Source organism: Methylobacterium ajmalii (genome assembly GCF_036448855.1).
Lineage (GTDB): Bacteria > Pseudomonadota > Alphaproteobacteria > Rhizobiales > Beijerinckiaceae > Methylobacterium > Methylobacterium ajmalii.
On the sequence record NZ_JAZFXT010000046.1, the window covers coordinates 16,938 to 32,325 of the forward strand.

A 15,388-nucleotide genomic window follows, 5' to 3' on the forward strand; every position below is an offset into this window, starting at 1 on the left:
AAGGGCTCGCGGCCAGCTTTAAGCGGCGCTGATGCCCGTGACGCGGACCACGGTGAGGTCCTGGCGGTGACCGCGCTTGCGGCGCGAGTTCTGGCGGCGGCGCTTCTTGAAGGCGATGACCTTCGGGCCGCGGGCCTGCTTGACGATCTCGCCGGCGACGCTGACGCCGGAGACCAGCGGGGCGCCGACCTGGGTCGCGCCGGCGCCGTCGGCGAACAGCAGCACCTCGCCGAAGGTGACAGCGGTGCCGGCCTCGCCCTCGAGCTTCTCGATCGTGATGACGTCGTTGGCGGCGACGCGGTACTGCTTGCCGCCGGTCTTGATCACTGCGAACATCGTTCTCGTCCGTGTTCCATCCGATCTCCGGCGGTTCGCCGGGATCGTCTTTTTGGCAATTGACGCTCGGGCGCCCGAAGGGCGGTCCGCGAACGCGACGGCGCGCGGTCCCTCACGGTCCGCGCGCCAGATGTCTCCGTTACGGGTCCGCATCCCGTCTGTCAACGCCGCGGCCGCCGGGATTCGGCCCCCCGCCTTGATTTCGCGGCGGCCTTCGCCGAAGACCGCCCGGTCGCAGGCCGCATGTCACCCCTCCGACATGGGCGGTGCCGACGCGCGGGAGACCACGATGGAAGAGCTTGTTGCCCGGGTGACGCAGGCCACGGGACTGGACGCGACCACGGCCCAGACGGCGATCGGCCACATCCTGGCCTTCCTGCAGAAGGAGGGCCCGGCGACGGAGGTCAACCAGCTCATCGCCGCCATGCCGGGCTCCGAGGCGGCGATCGCCCAGGCCGGCGCCGGCGAGGGCGGCGGCGGCCTGATGGGCATGCTCGGCGGCATGATGGGCGGCGGCGTGATGGCGCTCGGCCAGAAGCTGATGTCGGCCGGCGTGCCGATGAACCAGATGCAGCCGCTCGGCCGCGAGCTGTTCGCCTATGGTCGCGAGAAGGCCGGCGAGGACGTGATGGGGCCGATCGTCGGCTCGATCCCGGGCCTGAGCCAGTTCGTCTGAACGGAGCGCGGGCGGGGCAGGGCTGCCCCGCCAACCCTCTGATCGATCTAAAAAACCTTTGTCATATTCCCGTGCCGGCTTCGTGGTGTTGTGTCGGCACGCGGGGACGGTCGCGGCGACCGCCTCACGGGCGCCGGATCGGTCGGCGCCGCACGGGATGCCTCGACCATGGTTCCGTTCCTCACCCGCGGCCCCTCCGGCGACGGCCGCGACGCCCCGCCCGGCATCCCCCTCGCGCGCCTCCTCGGCCGCGCCGCCGAGGGCGGCATCCACCTCAAGGACATCGGCCAGAAGGGGTTCGGCCAGACCTCGCGGCTCTTCCCGCGCCTGAGGCATTTCGAGACCCCCGGTCTCGACCCGGTGCTCGGCCGCATCGGCTCGCTGGAGGTGCGCCTCGCGACGACGCCGAAGGAGATCAAGCGGGCCCAGCGTCTGCGCTACCGTGTCTTCTACGAGGAGATGGCGGCGATCCCGACCGGCATGGCCCTGCTCAAGCGCCGCGACGCCGACGAGTACGACGCGGTCTGCGACCACCTCCTGGTGATCGACCACGACGCAAAGGAGCAGACGCCGTTCCGCAAGCCCAAGCCCCGGGTGGTCGGCACCTACCGGCTGCTGCGCCAGGAGCAGGCCGACCGGCATTTCGGCTTCTACACCGCCGGCGAGTACGATCTCGGCCCGGTGCTGGAGGCCAATGCGGGCAAGCGGCTGCTGGAGCTCGGCCGCTCCTGCGTGCTCAAGCCCTACCGCACCAAGCGCACCGTCGAGCTCCTGTGGCACGGCATCTGGACCTACGTCCTGCACCACCGCATCGACGCGATGCTCGGCTGCGCCAGCCTCGAGGGCACCGACCCCGACCGCCTGGCGCTGCCCCTGAGCTTCCTGCACCACTTCGCCCGCGCCCCCGAGGGCTGGCGTGCCCGCGCGCTGCCCGGCCGCCACGTCGCCATGGACCGCCTCAGCCGCGAGGCGATCGACCCGAAGGCCGCCGTCCATGCCCTGCCGCCCTTGATCAAGGGGTATCTGCGGGTCGGCGCCACCTTCGGCGACGGGGCGGTGATCGATTACCAGTTCGGCACGACCGACGTGTTCGTGGTGCTGCCCGTCGAGGCGATCGCCAAGCGGTATATCGGGCATTTCGGGGCGGAGGCGGGGCGGCACGCGGCGTGAGGCGGTCAGGTCTCGTGGCAGGTCCCCTCGGATAGAACCGCTTTCGGCGAAGTCTGCCGAAGGCTCAGCGGGACACAGGCCGAGCGGGGCAACCCACGACGGTCGCCCCGGCAGCCACGTCCCGCGTGACGACGGCGCCGGCCCCGACGACCGCCCCTCGGCCGATCCGCAGGCCTTGCAGGACGCAGGCATTGAGCCCGACGAAGACGTCGGCCTCGCACAGGACGGCGCCGGCGAGGCGCGCTCCCGGGCCGAGGATTACCCCGGCATCGAGCCGGCAATCGTGGTCGAGGCTCGCGCCCGTGTTGACGAGGCAGGCTTCCGCCAGGACCGCACCGACGCCGACGATCGCGCCGGCCGCGACGAAGGCCCCCGCGCCGATCACGGCACTCGGCGAGACGATGCCGGCGGGGTGCACGATCGTGCCGAGTCGCCCGCCGTTGGCCTCGACCGCTTCCGCCATCGACCGCCGCACCGCTCGGTCGCCGGTGCCGAGGTGAAGGCGGCAACCCTGCAGGAAGCTCCGGTCGTGGAGGCGGTCGAGCCCGCCGAGCACGCGATGCGATCCGAAGAACGGTGCGCCTGCCGGCATCGCATCCGACAGAACGCCGAGGACCGCCAGCCCGGCGAGATCGGCGGCCTCCAGAACGACGCGGGCGTGCCGGCCCGAAGCGCCGACCGCGACGACCAGGGGAGCCGGCGGGACGGACACGACGTCCCCCTACACCAACCCCCGCAGCCCCTCCCGATACGTTGGATAGGCCAGCGCCACCCCCAGCTCCTCCCGGATCAAGCGGTTCCTTACCCGCTTGTTCTCGCCGTAGAAGCTGCGCGCCATCGGGCTCAGGGACGCGGTGTCGAAATCGACCGCCGGCGGCAGCGGCAGTCCGGCGAGGTCGGCGGCAAAGGCTGTCACGTCCTGCGGCGGGGCCGGCTCGTCGTCGGTGACGTTGTAGACCGCGCCCGGGCGCGGCCGGTCGAGGGAGGCGGCGAGCGTGGTGGCGATGTCGTCGACATGGATGCGGTTGAACACCTGGCCCGGCTTGACGATGCGCTGCGCCTTGCCCTGGCGCAGCTTCTCGAAGGCATTGCGGCCCGGCCCGTAGATGCCCGACAGCCGGAAGACCTGCACCGCCTTGCCGGTCCGCGCGCCGAGTGCCAGCCAGGCCTCTTCCGCCGCCACCCGGTCGCGGGTGCGCTGGTGGGTGGGGGCGGGCGGCGTCGCCTCGTCGATCCAGGCCCCACCCTGGTCGCCGTAGACCCCGATCGTCGAAAGGTAGCCGATCCAGCGCGCCGGCCCGGCCGCGATGGCGTCCGCGAAGGCGTGGAGCGCCGGGTCATGGCCGGAATCCGGCGGGATCGACACCAGGATCGCGTCGGCCTGCGCGAGGTCGTCGGCGATCCGCGGATCCGCCTCCCCGGGCGAGAGGACCCGCAGCGACACCCCGTCGACCGCGGCGGGCGCCTGGCGGGTCGCGGTGACGGAGGCGAAGCGGGCGCGCTCGCGCGCCACGAAACGGCCGGCGGTGTAGCCGAGCCCGAAGACGAACAGGTTCATTGGGGCCCAAAGCCTCGTCCGAGGGAACGTGCCGTCTTATGCAGGGCGCTGCTCGGCTCCCGCCAGAGGGCTCACCCTCGGGACACCTCGGTTTTTTGCCGCCGCCCACTCGGCGAGCACGTCGGGATCGTGCTCGTCCGGCGCGGGGCCGGGGGGCAGGCGCCCAAGGCGGGCGAGCGCCCACACCGCCATGCCGCGCACCAGCGGCGAGGCGTCGTCGAGAAGCCGCAGCGCTTCTCCGGCGAGGTCCGGGTCGCCTGAATTGCCCACCGCGATCAGCACGTTGCGCAGGAAGCGGTCGCGCCCCGTCCGCTTGATCGGCGTGCCGGCGAAACGCTGGCGGAAGCTCGCCTCGTCGAGCCGGGCCAGCTCGGCGAGGGGAGGGGCGGCGAGGTCCGCACGGGCCGCGAGCCGCGCCTCTCGGGCCGCGGCCGCGAACTTGTTCCACGGGCAGGCCGCCAGGCAATCGTCGCAGCCGAAGACCCGGTTGCCCATCGGCTCCCGGAACTCCGCCGGGATCGGCCCCTCGTGCTCGATCGTCAGGTAGGCGAGGCAGCGCCGGGCATCGAGCCGGTAGGGAGCCGGAAAGGCGTTCGTCGGGCAGGCATCGAGGCAGCGCCGGCAGCTCCCGCATCGGTCGGGCTCGGATGCGTCCACCGCCAGGTCGGCCGTGGTGTAGATCGCCCCGAGCAAGAGCCAGTTGCCGAACTTGCGCGACACCAGCACGCTGTGCTTGCCCTGCCAGCCGAGGCCGGCGGCTTCCGCGAGCGGCTTCTCCATCACCGGCGCGGTGTCGACGAAGACCTTGACCTTGGCCCCCGCCTTGGCGGCGAAGGCACCACCCAGCTCCTTGAGCTTGCCCTTGATCACGTCGTGGTAGTCGCGCCGGCGCGCGTAGACGGCGACCGAACCGCGCGTCGGATCGGCGAGGGACGCCAGCGGATCGCCCTCCGGCCCGGCATTCATCCCCAGCATCACGATGCTGCGGATCGCCGGCCACAGCCGCGCCGGCTCGGCGCGCTCCGCCGTGCGCTCCTCCATCCAGGCCATCTCGCCGTGGTGGCCGGCGGCGAGCCAGGCGGAGAGACGCTCCGGCAGGGCCGGCACCGCGTCGGGCCGGGTCACCGCGAGTGCGTCGAAGCCGAGGATGCGCGCGCGGGTCTCGAGGAAACGCCGCAGCTTGTCCGGGGTCTGGGTCGCCGTCAGAAGTCGAGATCCGCGTAATGGTCGGCCGGCGCCATCCCGGCCACCCGGTCGGCGAGCAGGCCGCGGAAGGACGGGCGCGACTTCACCCGGGCGTACCAGTGCCGCGCCATCTCGTCCTCGTCCCACGGCACGTCGCCGAGATAGTCGACGCAGGACAGGTGCGCGGCGGCCGCCAGATCGGCATAGGTCAGGTGGCTGCCCGCCAGCCAGTTCCGCCGCGAGATCAGGTACCCGATGTATTTCAGGTGGTAGCGCACGTTGCTGCGCGCCGCCCGGATCGCGTTCATGTCGGGCGGACCGCCGCCGTGCTGCGAGGTCATGAAGCGCTTGTGGATCTTCTCGGTGACGAGATAGCCGGTCACCTCCTGGTCGAACTTCTGCAGGAACCAGTCGAGCAGGCGCCGCACCTCGACCCGGGCGGCCGGCGCCTCCGGCAGGAGCCGGATGCCGCTGAGCCCGAGGCCGCGCGTCTCGTCGAGGTACTCGGCGATGACGCCGCCGCCCGGCACGGCGAGGCCGCCTTCCTCCACCAGCACCGGCGTGGTGCCGGCGGGGTTGAGCATCAGGAAGTCGTCCCGGCGCTCCCAGGGGCGCTCTTCGACGAGTTGGGGCTCCATGCCCATCTCGGCCATCACCAGGCGCACGAAGCGGGAATGCGGGCAGAACGAGGAGTGATGGAGCGTCGCCATGCGGGGCCGTTTCGCGCTTCGTCTGTTGGCTGGCCTTGAAGGTCGGCTCGCGGTGGGTCGTGCGGGGGTCGCGTCTGTATCAGGCTTGGCCCGCGCGTGATTAACGCCCGGTCACCACCAGAGGTATGTCTTTCGGCATCCTTAACACGGCGATGCGGGGCTGGTAACCGAGCCTCAACCGTACCGGTGCGAGACTCCGCCCTGTAGCCGGAGCCCGCGATCGGAGCCATGCGGCGGGAGCGGTCCGGTCCTCCGTCACGGTCGGCCCTGACCACCACAGACTTGCCACACAAGACTTGCCACAGGGTCTCGCGACGACGGCCGATCCACCCCGGCGGGCGGGGTACGGCACCGGCCGGGCCCGAGACGGTCCCGGTTCCTTCCCCCCATCCCCGCCGGGCGCGGTCGCGACCGCCCGCGGCGCGAGCACGAGAGCAGGCGACGATGACGACGGTGACGAGTAGGGCAGGGGCGGGCGGGCCCGCGCGCGGCACCACCGCGGGCCGGGGAGCGCGGTGATGGACGTCGCCAGCATCGGCAAGGCCGTGGTGCTCGCCCTCGTCGAGGGCGCCACCGAGTTCATCCCGGTCTCCTCGACCGGGCACCAGCTCCTCGTCGGCCACTTCATCGGCTTCGAATCGCCCAACAACACCTTCGAGGTGCTGATCCAGCTCGGCGCCATCCTGGCCATCGTCGGGGTCTATTTCCGCCAGCTCCTCGACCTGCTGCGGCGCGCGCCCCGCGACCCGAGCGCCCGCCGGTTCATCCTGGCGATCCTGATCGCGTTCCTGCCCGCCGCGATCATCGGCGGCCTGTTCTCGAAGTACATCAAGTTCTACCTGTTCAACCCCTGGATCATCTGCTCGACGCTCGTCGCCGGCGGCCTCGTGCTCCTCGTCATCGACGAGACCGAGATCGAGCAGAAATACGACGACGTGCACCAGTACTCGCTGCCGATGGCGCTCAAGATCGGCTTCTTCCAGTGCCTGGCGATGATCCCCGGCGTGTCGCGCTCCGGCGCCACCATCGTGGGGGCGATGCTGATGGGCTCGGGCAAGCGCGCCGCCACCGAGTTCTCGTTCTACCTCGCGATGCCCACCATGGCGGGCGCCTTCGCCAAGGACCTGCTCGACAACTACAAGAACCTGTCGAAGGACGATGTCGGGCTGATCGCCATCGGTTTCGTGGTGGCGTTCCTGTCGGCCCTGTTCGTGGTCCGCAAGCTCCTCGACTACGTCTCGCGGCACGGCTTCGCGCTGTTCGCCTGGTGGCGCATCCTGGTCGGTGCCGCGGGCTTCGCCGGGCTGATCATCTTCGGGTGACGCTTCGGCGGAGCCGCCCCGCGCCTCCGCCCCCCGCGAGGGACCTCGACCCACGCCCCGCGAGGGACCTCGACCCACGCCCCGCGAGGGACCTCGACCAATGGCGTGTGGCGCGGCTATGTGCTGGCGTTAGGGAGAGATCCGCGCCACGAGGACCCGCGACATGGACGATACGACGCTCGCCGCCGCCTTTCCGGCCGCCACCGAGGCGCAGTGGCGTGCCCTGGTCGACGGGGTGCTGAAAGGCGCCGATTTCGAGAAGCGGCTGGTGCGCCGCACCCCGGACGGCATCAAGGTCGCCCCGCTCTATCCGCCGGCCGAGGCCGCTCCCCAGCCGGGCCGCGCCGAGCCCGGCCGCTGGCGCGTCAGCCAACGGGTCGACCATCCCGATCCGGCCGAGGCCAACGCCCTGGCGCTCACCGACCTCGACGGCGGCGCCGACGCCCTGACCCTGGTGATGGCGGGAAGCCCGGCCGCCCGCGGCTTCGGCCTTCCCGGCCCGCAGGCCCTGGACGCCGCGCTCTCCGGCGTGATGCTGCCGCTGATCGGCCTGCGGCTCGATGCCGGCGCCGTGGGCCCGGACGCCGCCAGGGCTCTCCTCGCCCTCGCCACAAGCCGGGGCGACGACCTCGCCGCCCTCGACATCGACCTCGGCCTCGATCCCGTGGCGATCGAGGCCGCGACCGGCGCCGCGCCGTCCTGGCCGGCCCTGCCCGAGATCCTGCGCGACCTCGACGCCGCGGGATTCGCCGGCCGCGCCTTCCTGGCCGATGCCCGCCCGTTCCACGAGGCCGGGGCCGGCGAGGCGCTGGAGCTCGCCGCGCTCCTTTCCGGCGCGCTCGCGACCCTGCGGGCGCTGGAGGCCGGTGGTTACACGCTGGAGCGTGCCCGCGACGCCCTGGCCTTCCTGCTCGTCGCCGATTCCGACGAGTTCCTGACGGTCGCCAAGACCCGGGCCCTGCGCCGGCTCTGGGCCCGGGTGGAGGAGGCCTGCGGGCTCGCGCCCGCGCCGATCCGGCTCCACGCCGAGACCGCCTGGCGCAGCACCACCCGGCGCGACCCGTGGGTCAACCTGCTGCGGGCGACCACCGCCGCCTTCTCGGCCGGCCTCGGCGGGGCCGACGCGATCACGGTCCTGCCCTTCACGGCGGCGCTCGGCCTGCCCGACGCCTTCGCCCGCCGCTGCGCCCGCAACACCCAGCACGTCCTCCTCGACGAGGCCAACCTCTGGCGCGTCGCGGATCCGGCCGCCGGCGCCGGCGGCTTCGAGACCTTGACGGAGGCTCTCTGCACCGAGGCCTGGGCGCAGTTCCAGGCGATCGAGCGGGACGGCGGGATCGTCGCGAACCTGCGCTCCGGCGCCCTGGCGACCCGCCTCGCGGGCCTTCGCAAGACCCGCGACGCCGACCTCGCCACCCGCCGCCAGCCGATCACCGGAACGAGCGAGTTCCCGGATCTGCACGAGGCGCCGGTGGCGGTGCTGGCCCCGGCCCCGGCGGCCGGCCCCGTGCCGGAAGGGGCGCTGCCCTCGCGGCGCCTCGCCGAGCCCTACGAGGCCCTGCGCGACGCCTCCGACGCGGCGCTCGCCCGGACCGGGCGGCGCCCGCGGGTCTTCCTCGCCAATCTAGGGGCGTTGAGCGCCTTCAACACCCGCGCCACCTTCGCCCGCAACGCCTTCGAGGCCGGCGGCATCGAGGCGGTGACGAACGAGGGTTTTGCGGATCACGCCGCCATGGCGGAGGCCTTCCGGCAATCCGGCACGCGCGTCGCCTGCCTGTGCTCGTCGGATGCGATCTATGCCGAGCAGGCGGTCGCCGCCGCCGAGGCGCTGCGGGCGGCGGGCGCCGCCACGCTCTACCTCGCCGGCAAGCCGGGCGAGCTGGAGGCGGCCTTGCGGGCCGCGGGCGTCGCCCACGACCTCTATGCCGGCTGCGATCTGGTGAAGCTCCTCGCCCAGGCGCAGGAAGCGGCCTGAGCATCGTGCCCCGGGCCGGTGCCGCCAGCCCCGGGGTGCCCTATCTCATGAGCGTGACCGAGATCCTGTTCTACCACATGCAGCGCCAGCCCCTGGAGGCGGTGCTGCCGAGCCTCCTGGAGAAATCTCTGGAGCGGCAATGGCGCGTCGCCATCCAGGCGACGAGCGAGGAGCGGCTGCAGGCCCTCGACGACCACCTCTGGATTTTCTCGGAGGAGAGCTTCCTGCCCCACGGCACCGACCGCGACCCCGACTGCGCGACGCAGCCGGTGGTGCTGACCCTGCGCGACGCCAACCCCAACGCCGCCTCGATCCGCTTCCTGGTCGAGGGTGCGCCCCTGCCCGACGACGCGGCCGAGTACCAGCGCATCTGCATCCTGTTCGACGGCACCGACCAGGACGCCCTGCTGCGCGCCCGCGAGCAGTGGCGCACCGCCAAGGAGGCCGGCCACGCCGTCGCCTACTGGCAGCAGGACGAGGGCGGCCGCTGGCAGAAGAAGGCCTGAAGGGGCCCGCCCGACACAGAAGCGCCGGCCGTCCGGCCCCGCCTCCCGAGGAGACGTCATGACCCGCATCACGACCCGGATCCTCGCGCTGGCGGCGGCCCTGTGCCTCGGGCCCGCCCCGGCCGTCCTCGCGCAGCAGGCACGGCAGGAGACTCGGCAGGAGGCGCGCCAGCCCGAGGGGCGGCGGCTGCCGCCGGATGCCACGACCCAGCACAGCCTCGCCCTGGCGGGCGGCCGAACCCTGAGCTTCACCGCATTCGCCGGCAGCCTGCCGCTGGTCGACGAAGCGGGCAAGCTCCAGGCCGAGATCGCCGTCACGGCCTTCACCCTGGCCGGCAAGGACGCGGCGACGCGGCCCGTGACCTTCGCGATCAATGGCGGGCCGGGGGCGTCCTCGGCCTATCTCAACCTCGCGGCGGTCGGGCCCTGGCGCCTGCCCCTCGACGGCACCAGCATCAGCCCGTCGATGGCGCCGGTGCCGGTCCCCAACGACGAGACCTGGCTCGACTTCACCGACCTCGTCTTCATCGATCCGGTCGGCACCGGCTACAGCCGGGCGACGGGCGACGACGCAAAGCGCTATTACGGGGTCGAGAGCGACGCCGCCGTCCTGTCGGCGGTGATCGCCCGCTGGCTGCGCACCAACGACAGGCTCGCCTCGCCGAAATTCTTCCTCGGCGAGAGCTACGGCGGCTTTCGCGGGCCCCTGATCGCCCGCAAGCTCCAGGACGATGTCGGGGTCGGGCTGTCGGGGCTGGTCCTGCTCTCGCCGGTCCTCGATTTCGGCTATCTCCAGCCGCCGCGGCACAACCCGCTCGGTGCCGTGACGCGGCTGCCCTCGCTGGCCGCCGCCGGGCTCGAGCGGCGCGGCGAGACGCCCGGTCCCGCCCGGATGCAGGAGATCGAGGCCTACGCCACCGGGCCCTACCTCGCCGACCTCCTGCGCGGGCCCGCCGATTCCGCCGCCCTCGACCGGCTGACCGAGCGCGTCGCGGGCCTGACCGGGCTCGACCCGGCGCTCGTGCGCCGCCAGGCCGGCCGCGTCTCGGGAACGAGCTACCAGCGCGAGGCCGATCGCGACGCGGGCCGGGTGGCGAGCGCCTACGATACCGGCGTGAGCGGGTGGGACCCGGACCCGAGCGCGGCCTTCGGCCGGTTCGAGGACCCGATCCTCACCGCCATGCAGGCGCCGCTCACCAGCGCGATGATCGACCTCACCGCCCGTACCCTGAACTGGCGGGTGCCGAACCTGCGCTACGAGCTCTTGAGCAATGCGGTCAACGGCGCCTGGAACTGGGGCGGCGGCCGCTCGGCCCCGGAGGTGGTGGGCGAGCTGCGCCAGGCGCTCGCCCTCGACGGCAACCTGTGGGTCCTCGTCGCCCACGGCTACACCGACCTCGTCACGCCGTACTTCGCCTCGAAGCTGATCCTCGACCAGATCCCCTCCTACGGGCCGACGCCGCGCCTCTCGCTGGCGGTCTATCCCGGCGGGCACATGTTCTATTTCCGCCAGGCGTCGCGGGCGGCCTTGCGCGGGGACGCCATCCGCCTCTACGAGACGGCCCTGGCCGCACGGGGAAGCGGCCCGAGGACGGACGAGGCGCGATGACCGGCCAGACGACGATGCGGCGCATGGTGGCGGTCCTGATGGGCGTCGGCACGCTGGCGCTCGCCGGCTGCGGCGGCAGCACCGACCGGGCCGCCCCACCGCCGGTGGTCGCCGCCCCCAAGCCCCCGCCGCCGGCCCCGTCCTGGGGCCCGGTCCTGGCGCAGGACGGCAGCTGCACCGGCTCGGTGCCCGCGACCGCCACCGAGATCGCTCCCGGCATCCCCGAATGCGAGCTGGTCCGGCTCAAGGGCCACCCGCCGACCGACGTCCTGGTCGGCGAGAGCGGGCGGGGCCAGCGCGAGGTGCAGGTGCTCTACACCGAGCCCGGCGCCAAGGAGCTGTACTTCTTCGTCAACAACCGGCTCGACCGGATCGTGAAGTAACGCCAAGGCACTCGACTTGCACCGCGCCGCCAGGGGCGGCGCCCCCCGAGATCGGCCGAGCGAGACCCGCGAGAGGGACCACGGGCATCATGCGTGAACCGAATGCGGTCGATTTCTGGCGCGGCATCGCGTTGATCACGATCTTCATCAACCACATCCCGGGCAACGTCTTCCAGAACTATACCTATTCCCAGTACGGGATCTCGGACGCGGCCGAGCTGTTCGTGTTCCTGGCCGGCTGGTCGATCGGCATCGCCACACGCGGGCGCGACGGCACGCCCGAGCCTGCGCTCCGCACGGTGCTGCGGCTCCTCTCGCGCATGGTCGAGGTCTACCGCGCCCAGCTCGTCATCACCGCACTGGCGCTGGCGATGCTGGCGGGCGCCGCCCTCTACCTCGACAACCCGCTGCTGGTCGAATGGCACAATGCCGGGCCGATCTTCAGCGATCCGATCCAGGCCACCGTCGGCTGGGTGACGCTGCTGCACCAGCTCGGCTTCTTCAACATCCTGCCGCTCTACGTCGTGCTGCTCGGCCTCGCCCCCGCCTTCGTGCTGCTGGCGCGGGTGCATCTCGGGCTGTCGGTCGGGATCTCGGTGCTGCTCTACGCGGTCAGCCTGGTGTTCGAGTTCAACATCCCGAGCTGGCCGATGGAGGGGCACTGGTTCTTCAACCCGTTCTGCTGGCAGCTGCTGCTGGTCCTGGGCTTTGCCGCCCACGAGTGGCGGCGCGGCTCGGGCCGGTTCCTGGCCTGGCGCCGTCGCCTGATGCCGCTCGGGATCGTCATCGTGATCGTCGGCGCGGTCCTGTCCTGGTTCAACCTGCGGCCCGATCCGCTGGCGGTGCCCGAGCCGCGCCTGCTCTTCATCTTCGACAAGTCCTACCTGTCGCCGGCCCGGCTGGTGCACTTCCTGGGCGTGCTGCTGGCCTTCCAGACGGTGTTCGGACTGGTCCAGCCCCGGGCGCGATGGCTCACCGATCAGCTTGCCGGCCTCGGGCGCAACTCGCTCGCAGTCTTCTCCGTCGGCTCGGTGGCGAGCCTCGGTGCACAACTGATTCGGTTCTGGACCGGAGGAGGTTTCGCGACCGACGTCTTTGTCGTAGGATGCGGGCTGGCTTCACTCTCCTTCACGGCATGGTTCGTCGAATGGCGCTCTCGCTCTCCCCGTCCCTCCTCGGCGGCGTGAGCGTCGCGTTGCTCGCGAGCCTCGGCTTCGCCGTGCAGGCGCAATCGACGACACCGCCGGCAGCACAGGTCCAGCCAGCGCCCTCACAACCCGCCCTGGCCGAGATTCCGGCGCTCCAGGCCACCGCGCCGAGCCTGGAGGCACCCGATCCGAGCCTGTCGCCCGAGTGCCGGGTGCCGGGCTCGAAGCTCTACACCCTGGCCAAGCTCAAGGCGGTCAAGAAGGCCCTGCGCGAGCACCGTGCCGTCCAGGTCCTGACGATCGGCTCCAGCTCCGGCGGCCTCGGCACCGCCGCGACCTACCCGGTGCGGCTCGAGGACGCCCTGACCCGCTCGCTCCCCGATATCGAGGTGACGGTCGAGAGCCGCGGCGTTTCCGGCGAGATCGCCTTCGGGGCGGCGGAGCGGCTGCGCAACCAGGTGGCGGAGATCGAGCCCGACCTCGTGGTCTGGCAGGTCGGCGGCAACGACGCGCTCGCCCGCGTCGACATCGAGGATTTCTCGCAATCGCTCGCCGAGACCGTGGCCTGGATCAAGTCGCATGGCATCGACGTGGTGCTGGTCGATCCGCAATACACCGCCAGCCTCGCCAAGGACGACTATTACCGCCAGTTCGTGCTGGCGATCCAGAAGGTCGCCGAGCGCGAGCAGGTACCCCTGGTGCAGCGCTACGAGGCGATGCGCTACCTCGCCACCCGGGCGATCAGCGCGCTGAAGGGCAATGCGTCCCAATCCGGCGCGGGCTTTCGCCTCGCCGATCTCGGCTATCGCTGCATGGCCGAGCACGTCACCCGGGCAATCACCGTGTCGCTGCTCCAGCCCGACATCGCCGGCCCGGCCCTGCCGCCGCCGGCGCACTGACGCATCGTCACTGCGACCCGGTCGTTACGGCTTGGGCGGCAGCTCGCGCAGGATGTTGTTGACCACGTCCTCGACCGCCTCGCGGCCGGTGTCGTGCGCCTTCAGGCGGCTCTCGAGCCGGCGCAGCTGCGGCGTGAATTCCGCCGGCAGGACCGGGTCCCCGAGGTAGTCGGGCTTGTCGGCCTCGGCGTTGTAGGCCGAGCGAAGCTCCTTCCCGAGGTGCTCGCGCACCGGCTCCGGCAGGGCGGCGTCGTGGTTCTCGTGCAGGTCGGAGGGCATGGGCGTCCGCGTCGGTCAAGGTTTCGAGGCAGCGGATGAAGTCGATCCGCGCCTTCCTTGTGAAGAACGACATTCGATGTGGTTTCGTTGCAGTCCTTACCGCAACATAGCGACGGAAATCATCCCGCCGAAATGCGAGAAGCCCCGGCCGAGAGACCGGGGCTTCCAGAAGGCCCGTACCGCGCCGCCGTCGGGCGGCGCGGTAGACCCTGATTAGTCGATGACCTGCACGATGCGGCGGGTGCCCGGATCGACCAGCACGACGCGATCGTTGACCACGGTGTAGCGGCGGCCGCGGATGCCGTACTCGGACGGGACCTCGTAGTAGCTCACGCCCGAGGAGGGCAGCACGCCGCCGACGGCCACGTCGCCGTCCCAGTCGTAGGAGCGATGCTGGCGCACGGCGTAGGAGCGGAAGCGGGGGCGCTCGTCGACGCCGAGCAGGCCGCCGACCGCACCGGTCGCGGCGCCGACGGCACCACCGACGATCGCGCCGACCGGACCGGCCGCAGCGGCACCGTCCTCCGCGCCGCGCTGGGCGCCGGGCAGTAGGCCCTGGGCCTGGGCGGCCATCGGCAGGGTGAGGGCGAGGGCGGCGGCAGCCAGAAGGGTCTTCTTCATCGGATCGGTCTCCGTTTCGTCCAGTCCACCCCGGTCGAGCGGGGCGGCTCTCGGGGGAGGTAACGTCGCTGTTGGCGAAACGGTTCAATCGATGCGGCGGGTTTTGTCGCACCGGGCCCGATGACAGACACCCGGACCCGGTGGGAGTACTCTACCCGGGAAGGGGTCCGGGTCAGGCGTCCTTCGGCATCGCCGACTGGATCAGGCGATCGGTGCCGAGATCTTCCTCGTCGTAGCCCAGGAGTTCCGCCAGGCGGCCGCGGGCGCGGCTGACGCGGCTCTTCACCGTGCCGACCTTGCACCCCATGATCGCCGCCGCCTCCTCGTAGGAGACGCCCTCGGCGCCGACGAGGACCAGGGCCTCGCGCTGGTCCGGCGGCAGCTTGGCGAGCGCGCTCTGCAGATCCTCGACGTCGAGCCGGTCGCCCTGGTGCGGCGCGGTGGCGAGCCGGGCGGCGTAGGAGCCGTCCTGGTCCTCGACCTCGCGCACGCGCTTGCGGTGGTCGGAGTAGAAGATGTTGCGCAGGATGGTGAACAGCCAGGCGTTCAGGTTGGTGCCGGGCTGGAACCGGGCCCGGTGCTGCCAGCCCTTCAGCAGCGTGTCCTGCACCAGGTCGTCGGCCCGGGCCGGGTTGCTGGTGAGCGACAGCGCGAAGGCGCGCAACGACGGCACGGCCTGCAGCAGCCCGTCGCGGAATTCCGGCAGGACGATCTCGCCCTGCGCCTTCAACACCGCCTCCAGGCGCGCGATCAGGTCGGCGAAGCGGTTGTCCGGGTCGGCGTCGCCCAGGGCCTCGTAGGTCGCCCGGAGCTGGCTGCCGAGATGCGACCGGATGGTGGCCGAGAGGCCGGGACGGTCCTCCCCCGAGGGGATCGGGGCCGACGGATTCGGGGCTATGTCTCGCGTCATGGCTCTCGCGTCTGCCTGCCTAGAGGAAGATGGGCCCGGGGGCCGCGACCGGAAAGGGGCAACCTTAGCGAGAAACGGGCCGAGACCGATAGACCGCCCGG

At 71.9% G+C, this 15,388-nt stretch carries 17 protein-coding genes; 9 read left to right on the top strand and 8 right to left on the bottom strand.

The annotated features are described in order from the left end of the window. Positions 1–18: 18 nt before the first annotated feature. A complete protein-coding gene (rplU, locus tag V3T34_RS19480) occupies positions 19–336 on the bottom strand; it encodes a 50S ribosomal protein L21 (RefSeq protein WP_305077621.1) in 318 nt (105 codons plus the stop codon). 289 nt (positions 337–625) lie between these two features. Between rplU and V3T34_RS19485 the strand changes: the two genes are divergently transcribed. Both V3T34_RS19485 and olsB read left to right on the top strand, forming a co-directional pair. Beyond that, positions 626–1,012: a DUF2267 domain-containing protein gene (locus tag V3T34_RS19485; protein WP_048428415.1), complete on the top strand. Its 387-nt coding sequence runs from the start codon at positions 626–628 to the stop codon at positions 1,010–1,012. 168 nt (positions 1,013–1,180) lie between these two features. After that, positions 1,181–2,182, top strand: a complete 1,002-nt coding sequence (gene olsB / locus V3T34_RS19490; RefSeq protein WP_305077620.1) for a l-ornithine N(alpha)-acyltransferase — start codon at positions 1,181–1,183, stop codon at positions 2,180–2,182. Between the two features lie 64 nt (positions 2,183–2,246). Here the strand turns inward: olsB and V3T34_RS19495 are convergent, their stop codons facing one another. The 4 genes from V3T34_RS19495 to V3T34_RS19510 form a co-directional block, all read right to left on the bottom strand. Further along, positions 2,247–2,894, bottom strand: coding sequence for a NeuD/PglB/VioB family sugar acetyltransferase (locus tag V3T34_RS19495; RefSeq protein WP_305077619.1), 648 nt, complete (start codon positions 2,892–2,894; stop codon positions 2,247–2,249). Between the two features lie 9 nt (positions 2,895–2,903). Next, on the bottom strand, positions 2,904–3,740 hold the full coding sequence (locus V3T34_RS19500; protein WP_305077618.1) for an SDR family oxidoreductase: 837 nt from the start codon (positions 3,738–3,740) through the stop codon (positions 2,904–2,906). Between the two features lie 36 nt (positions 3,741–3,776). Next, complete coding sequence (queG, locus tag V3T34_RS19505) at positions 3,777–4,865, bottom strand: tRNA epoxyqueuosine(34) reductase QueG (protein ID WP_407942734.1); 1,089 nt, start codon at positions 4,863–4,865, stop codon at positions 3,777–3,779. 77 nt (positions 4,866–4,942) lie between these two features. Beyond that, on the bottom strand, positions 4,943–5,635 hold the full coding sequence (locus V3T34_RS19510; protein ID WP_060846402.1) for a glutathione S-transferase family protein: 693 nt from the start codon (positions 5,633–5,635) through the stop codon (positions 4,943–4,945). A gap of 518 nt (positions 5,636–6,153) precedes the next feature. Between V3T34_RS19510 and V3T34_RS19515 the strand changes: the two genes are divergently transcribed. From V3T34_RS19515 to V3T34_RS19545, 7 genes are all read left to right on the top strand, one after another. Continuing rightward, positions 6,154–6,957, top strand: a complete 804-nt coding sequence (locus V3T34_RS19515; protein ID WP_060846401.1) for an undecaprenyl-diphosphate phosphatase — start codon at positions 6,154–6,156, stop codon at positions 6,955–6,957. Positions 6,958–7,120: 163 nt separating this feature from the next. Beyond that, the gene (locus V3T34_RS19520; protein WP_305077617.1) at positions 7,121–8,932 is read left to right on the top strand and encodes a methylmalonyl-CoA mutase family protein; all 1,812 of its coding nucleotides are present in this window, start codon (positions 7,121–7,123) and stop codon (positions 8,930–8,932) included. Positions 8,933–8,985: 53 nt separating this feature from the next. After that, on the top strand, positions 8,986–9,438 hold the full coding sequence (locus V3T34_RS19525) for a DNA polymerase III subunit chi (RefSeq protein ID WP_060849264.1): 453 nt from the start codon (positions 8,986–8,988) through the stop codon (positions 9,436–9,438). A gap of 58 nt (positions 9,439–9,496) precedes the next feature. Continuing rightward, positions 9,497–11,047 (top strand): S10 family peptidase, encoded by a 1,551-nt coding sequence (locus V3T34_RS19530; protein WP_305077616.1) that lies wholly within the window; start codon positions 9,497–9,499, stop codon positions 11,045–11,047. Beyond that, positions 11,044–11,430 carry a hypothetical protein gene (locus tag V3T34_RS19535; RefSeq protein ID WP_060846398.1) on the top strand — a complete coding sequence of 129 codons (387 nt, stop codon included), beginning with the start codon at positions 11,044–11,046 and terminating at the stop codon, positions 11,428–11,430. Before V3T34_RS19530 ends, V3T34_RS19535 begins: the two co-directional genes overlap by 4 nt. 89 nt (positions 11,431–11,519) lie before the next feature. Then, complete coding sequence (locus V3T34_RS19540; protein ID WP_305077615.1) at positions 11,520–12,617, top strand: OpgC family protein; 1,098 nt, start codon at positions 11,520–11,522, stop codon at positions 12,615–12,617. Further along, complete coding sequence (locus tag V3T34_RS19545; protein WP_060846396.1) at positions 12,578–13,477, top strand: SGNH/GDSL hydrolase family protein; 900 nt, start codon at positions 12,578–12,580, stop codon at positions 13,475–13,477. The genes V3T34_RS19540 and V3T34_RS19545 overlap by 40 nt, the downstream gene beginning before the upstream one ends. 24 nt (positions 13,478–13,501) lie before the next feature. On the opposite strand, the gene V3T34_RS19550 is transcribed toward V3T34_RS19545, so the two are convergent. From V3T34_RS19550 to V3T34_RS19560, 3 genes are all read right to left on the bottom strand, one after another. After that, complete coding sequence (locus V3T34_RS19550; RefSeq protein WP_091886668.1) at positions 13,502–13,756, bottom strand: hypothetical protein; 255 nt, start codon at positions 13,754–13,756, stop codon at positions 13,502–13,504. 213 nt (positions 13,757–13,969) lie between these two features. Further along, a complete protein-coding gene (locus V3T34_RS19555) occupies positions 13,970–14,377 on the bottom strand; it encodes a DUF1236 domain-containing protein (RefSeq protein WP_048428427.1) in 408 nt (135 codons plus the stop codon). Positions 14,378–14,549: 172 nt separating this feature from the next. Then, the gene (locus tag V3T34_RS19560) at positions 14,550–15,287 is read right to left on the bottom strand and encodes a sigma-70 family RNA polymerase sigma factor (RefSeq protein WP_060846394.1); all 738 of its coding nucleotides are present in this window, start codon (positions 15,285–15,287) and stop codon (positions 14,550–14,552) included. Positions 15,288–15,388: the final 101 nt, after the last annotated feature.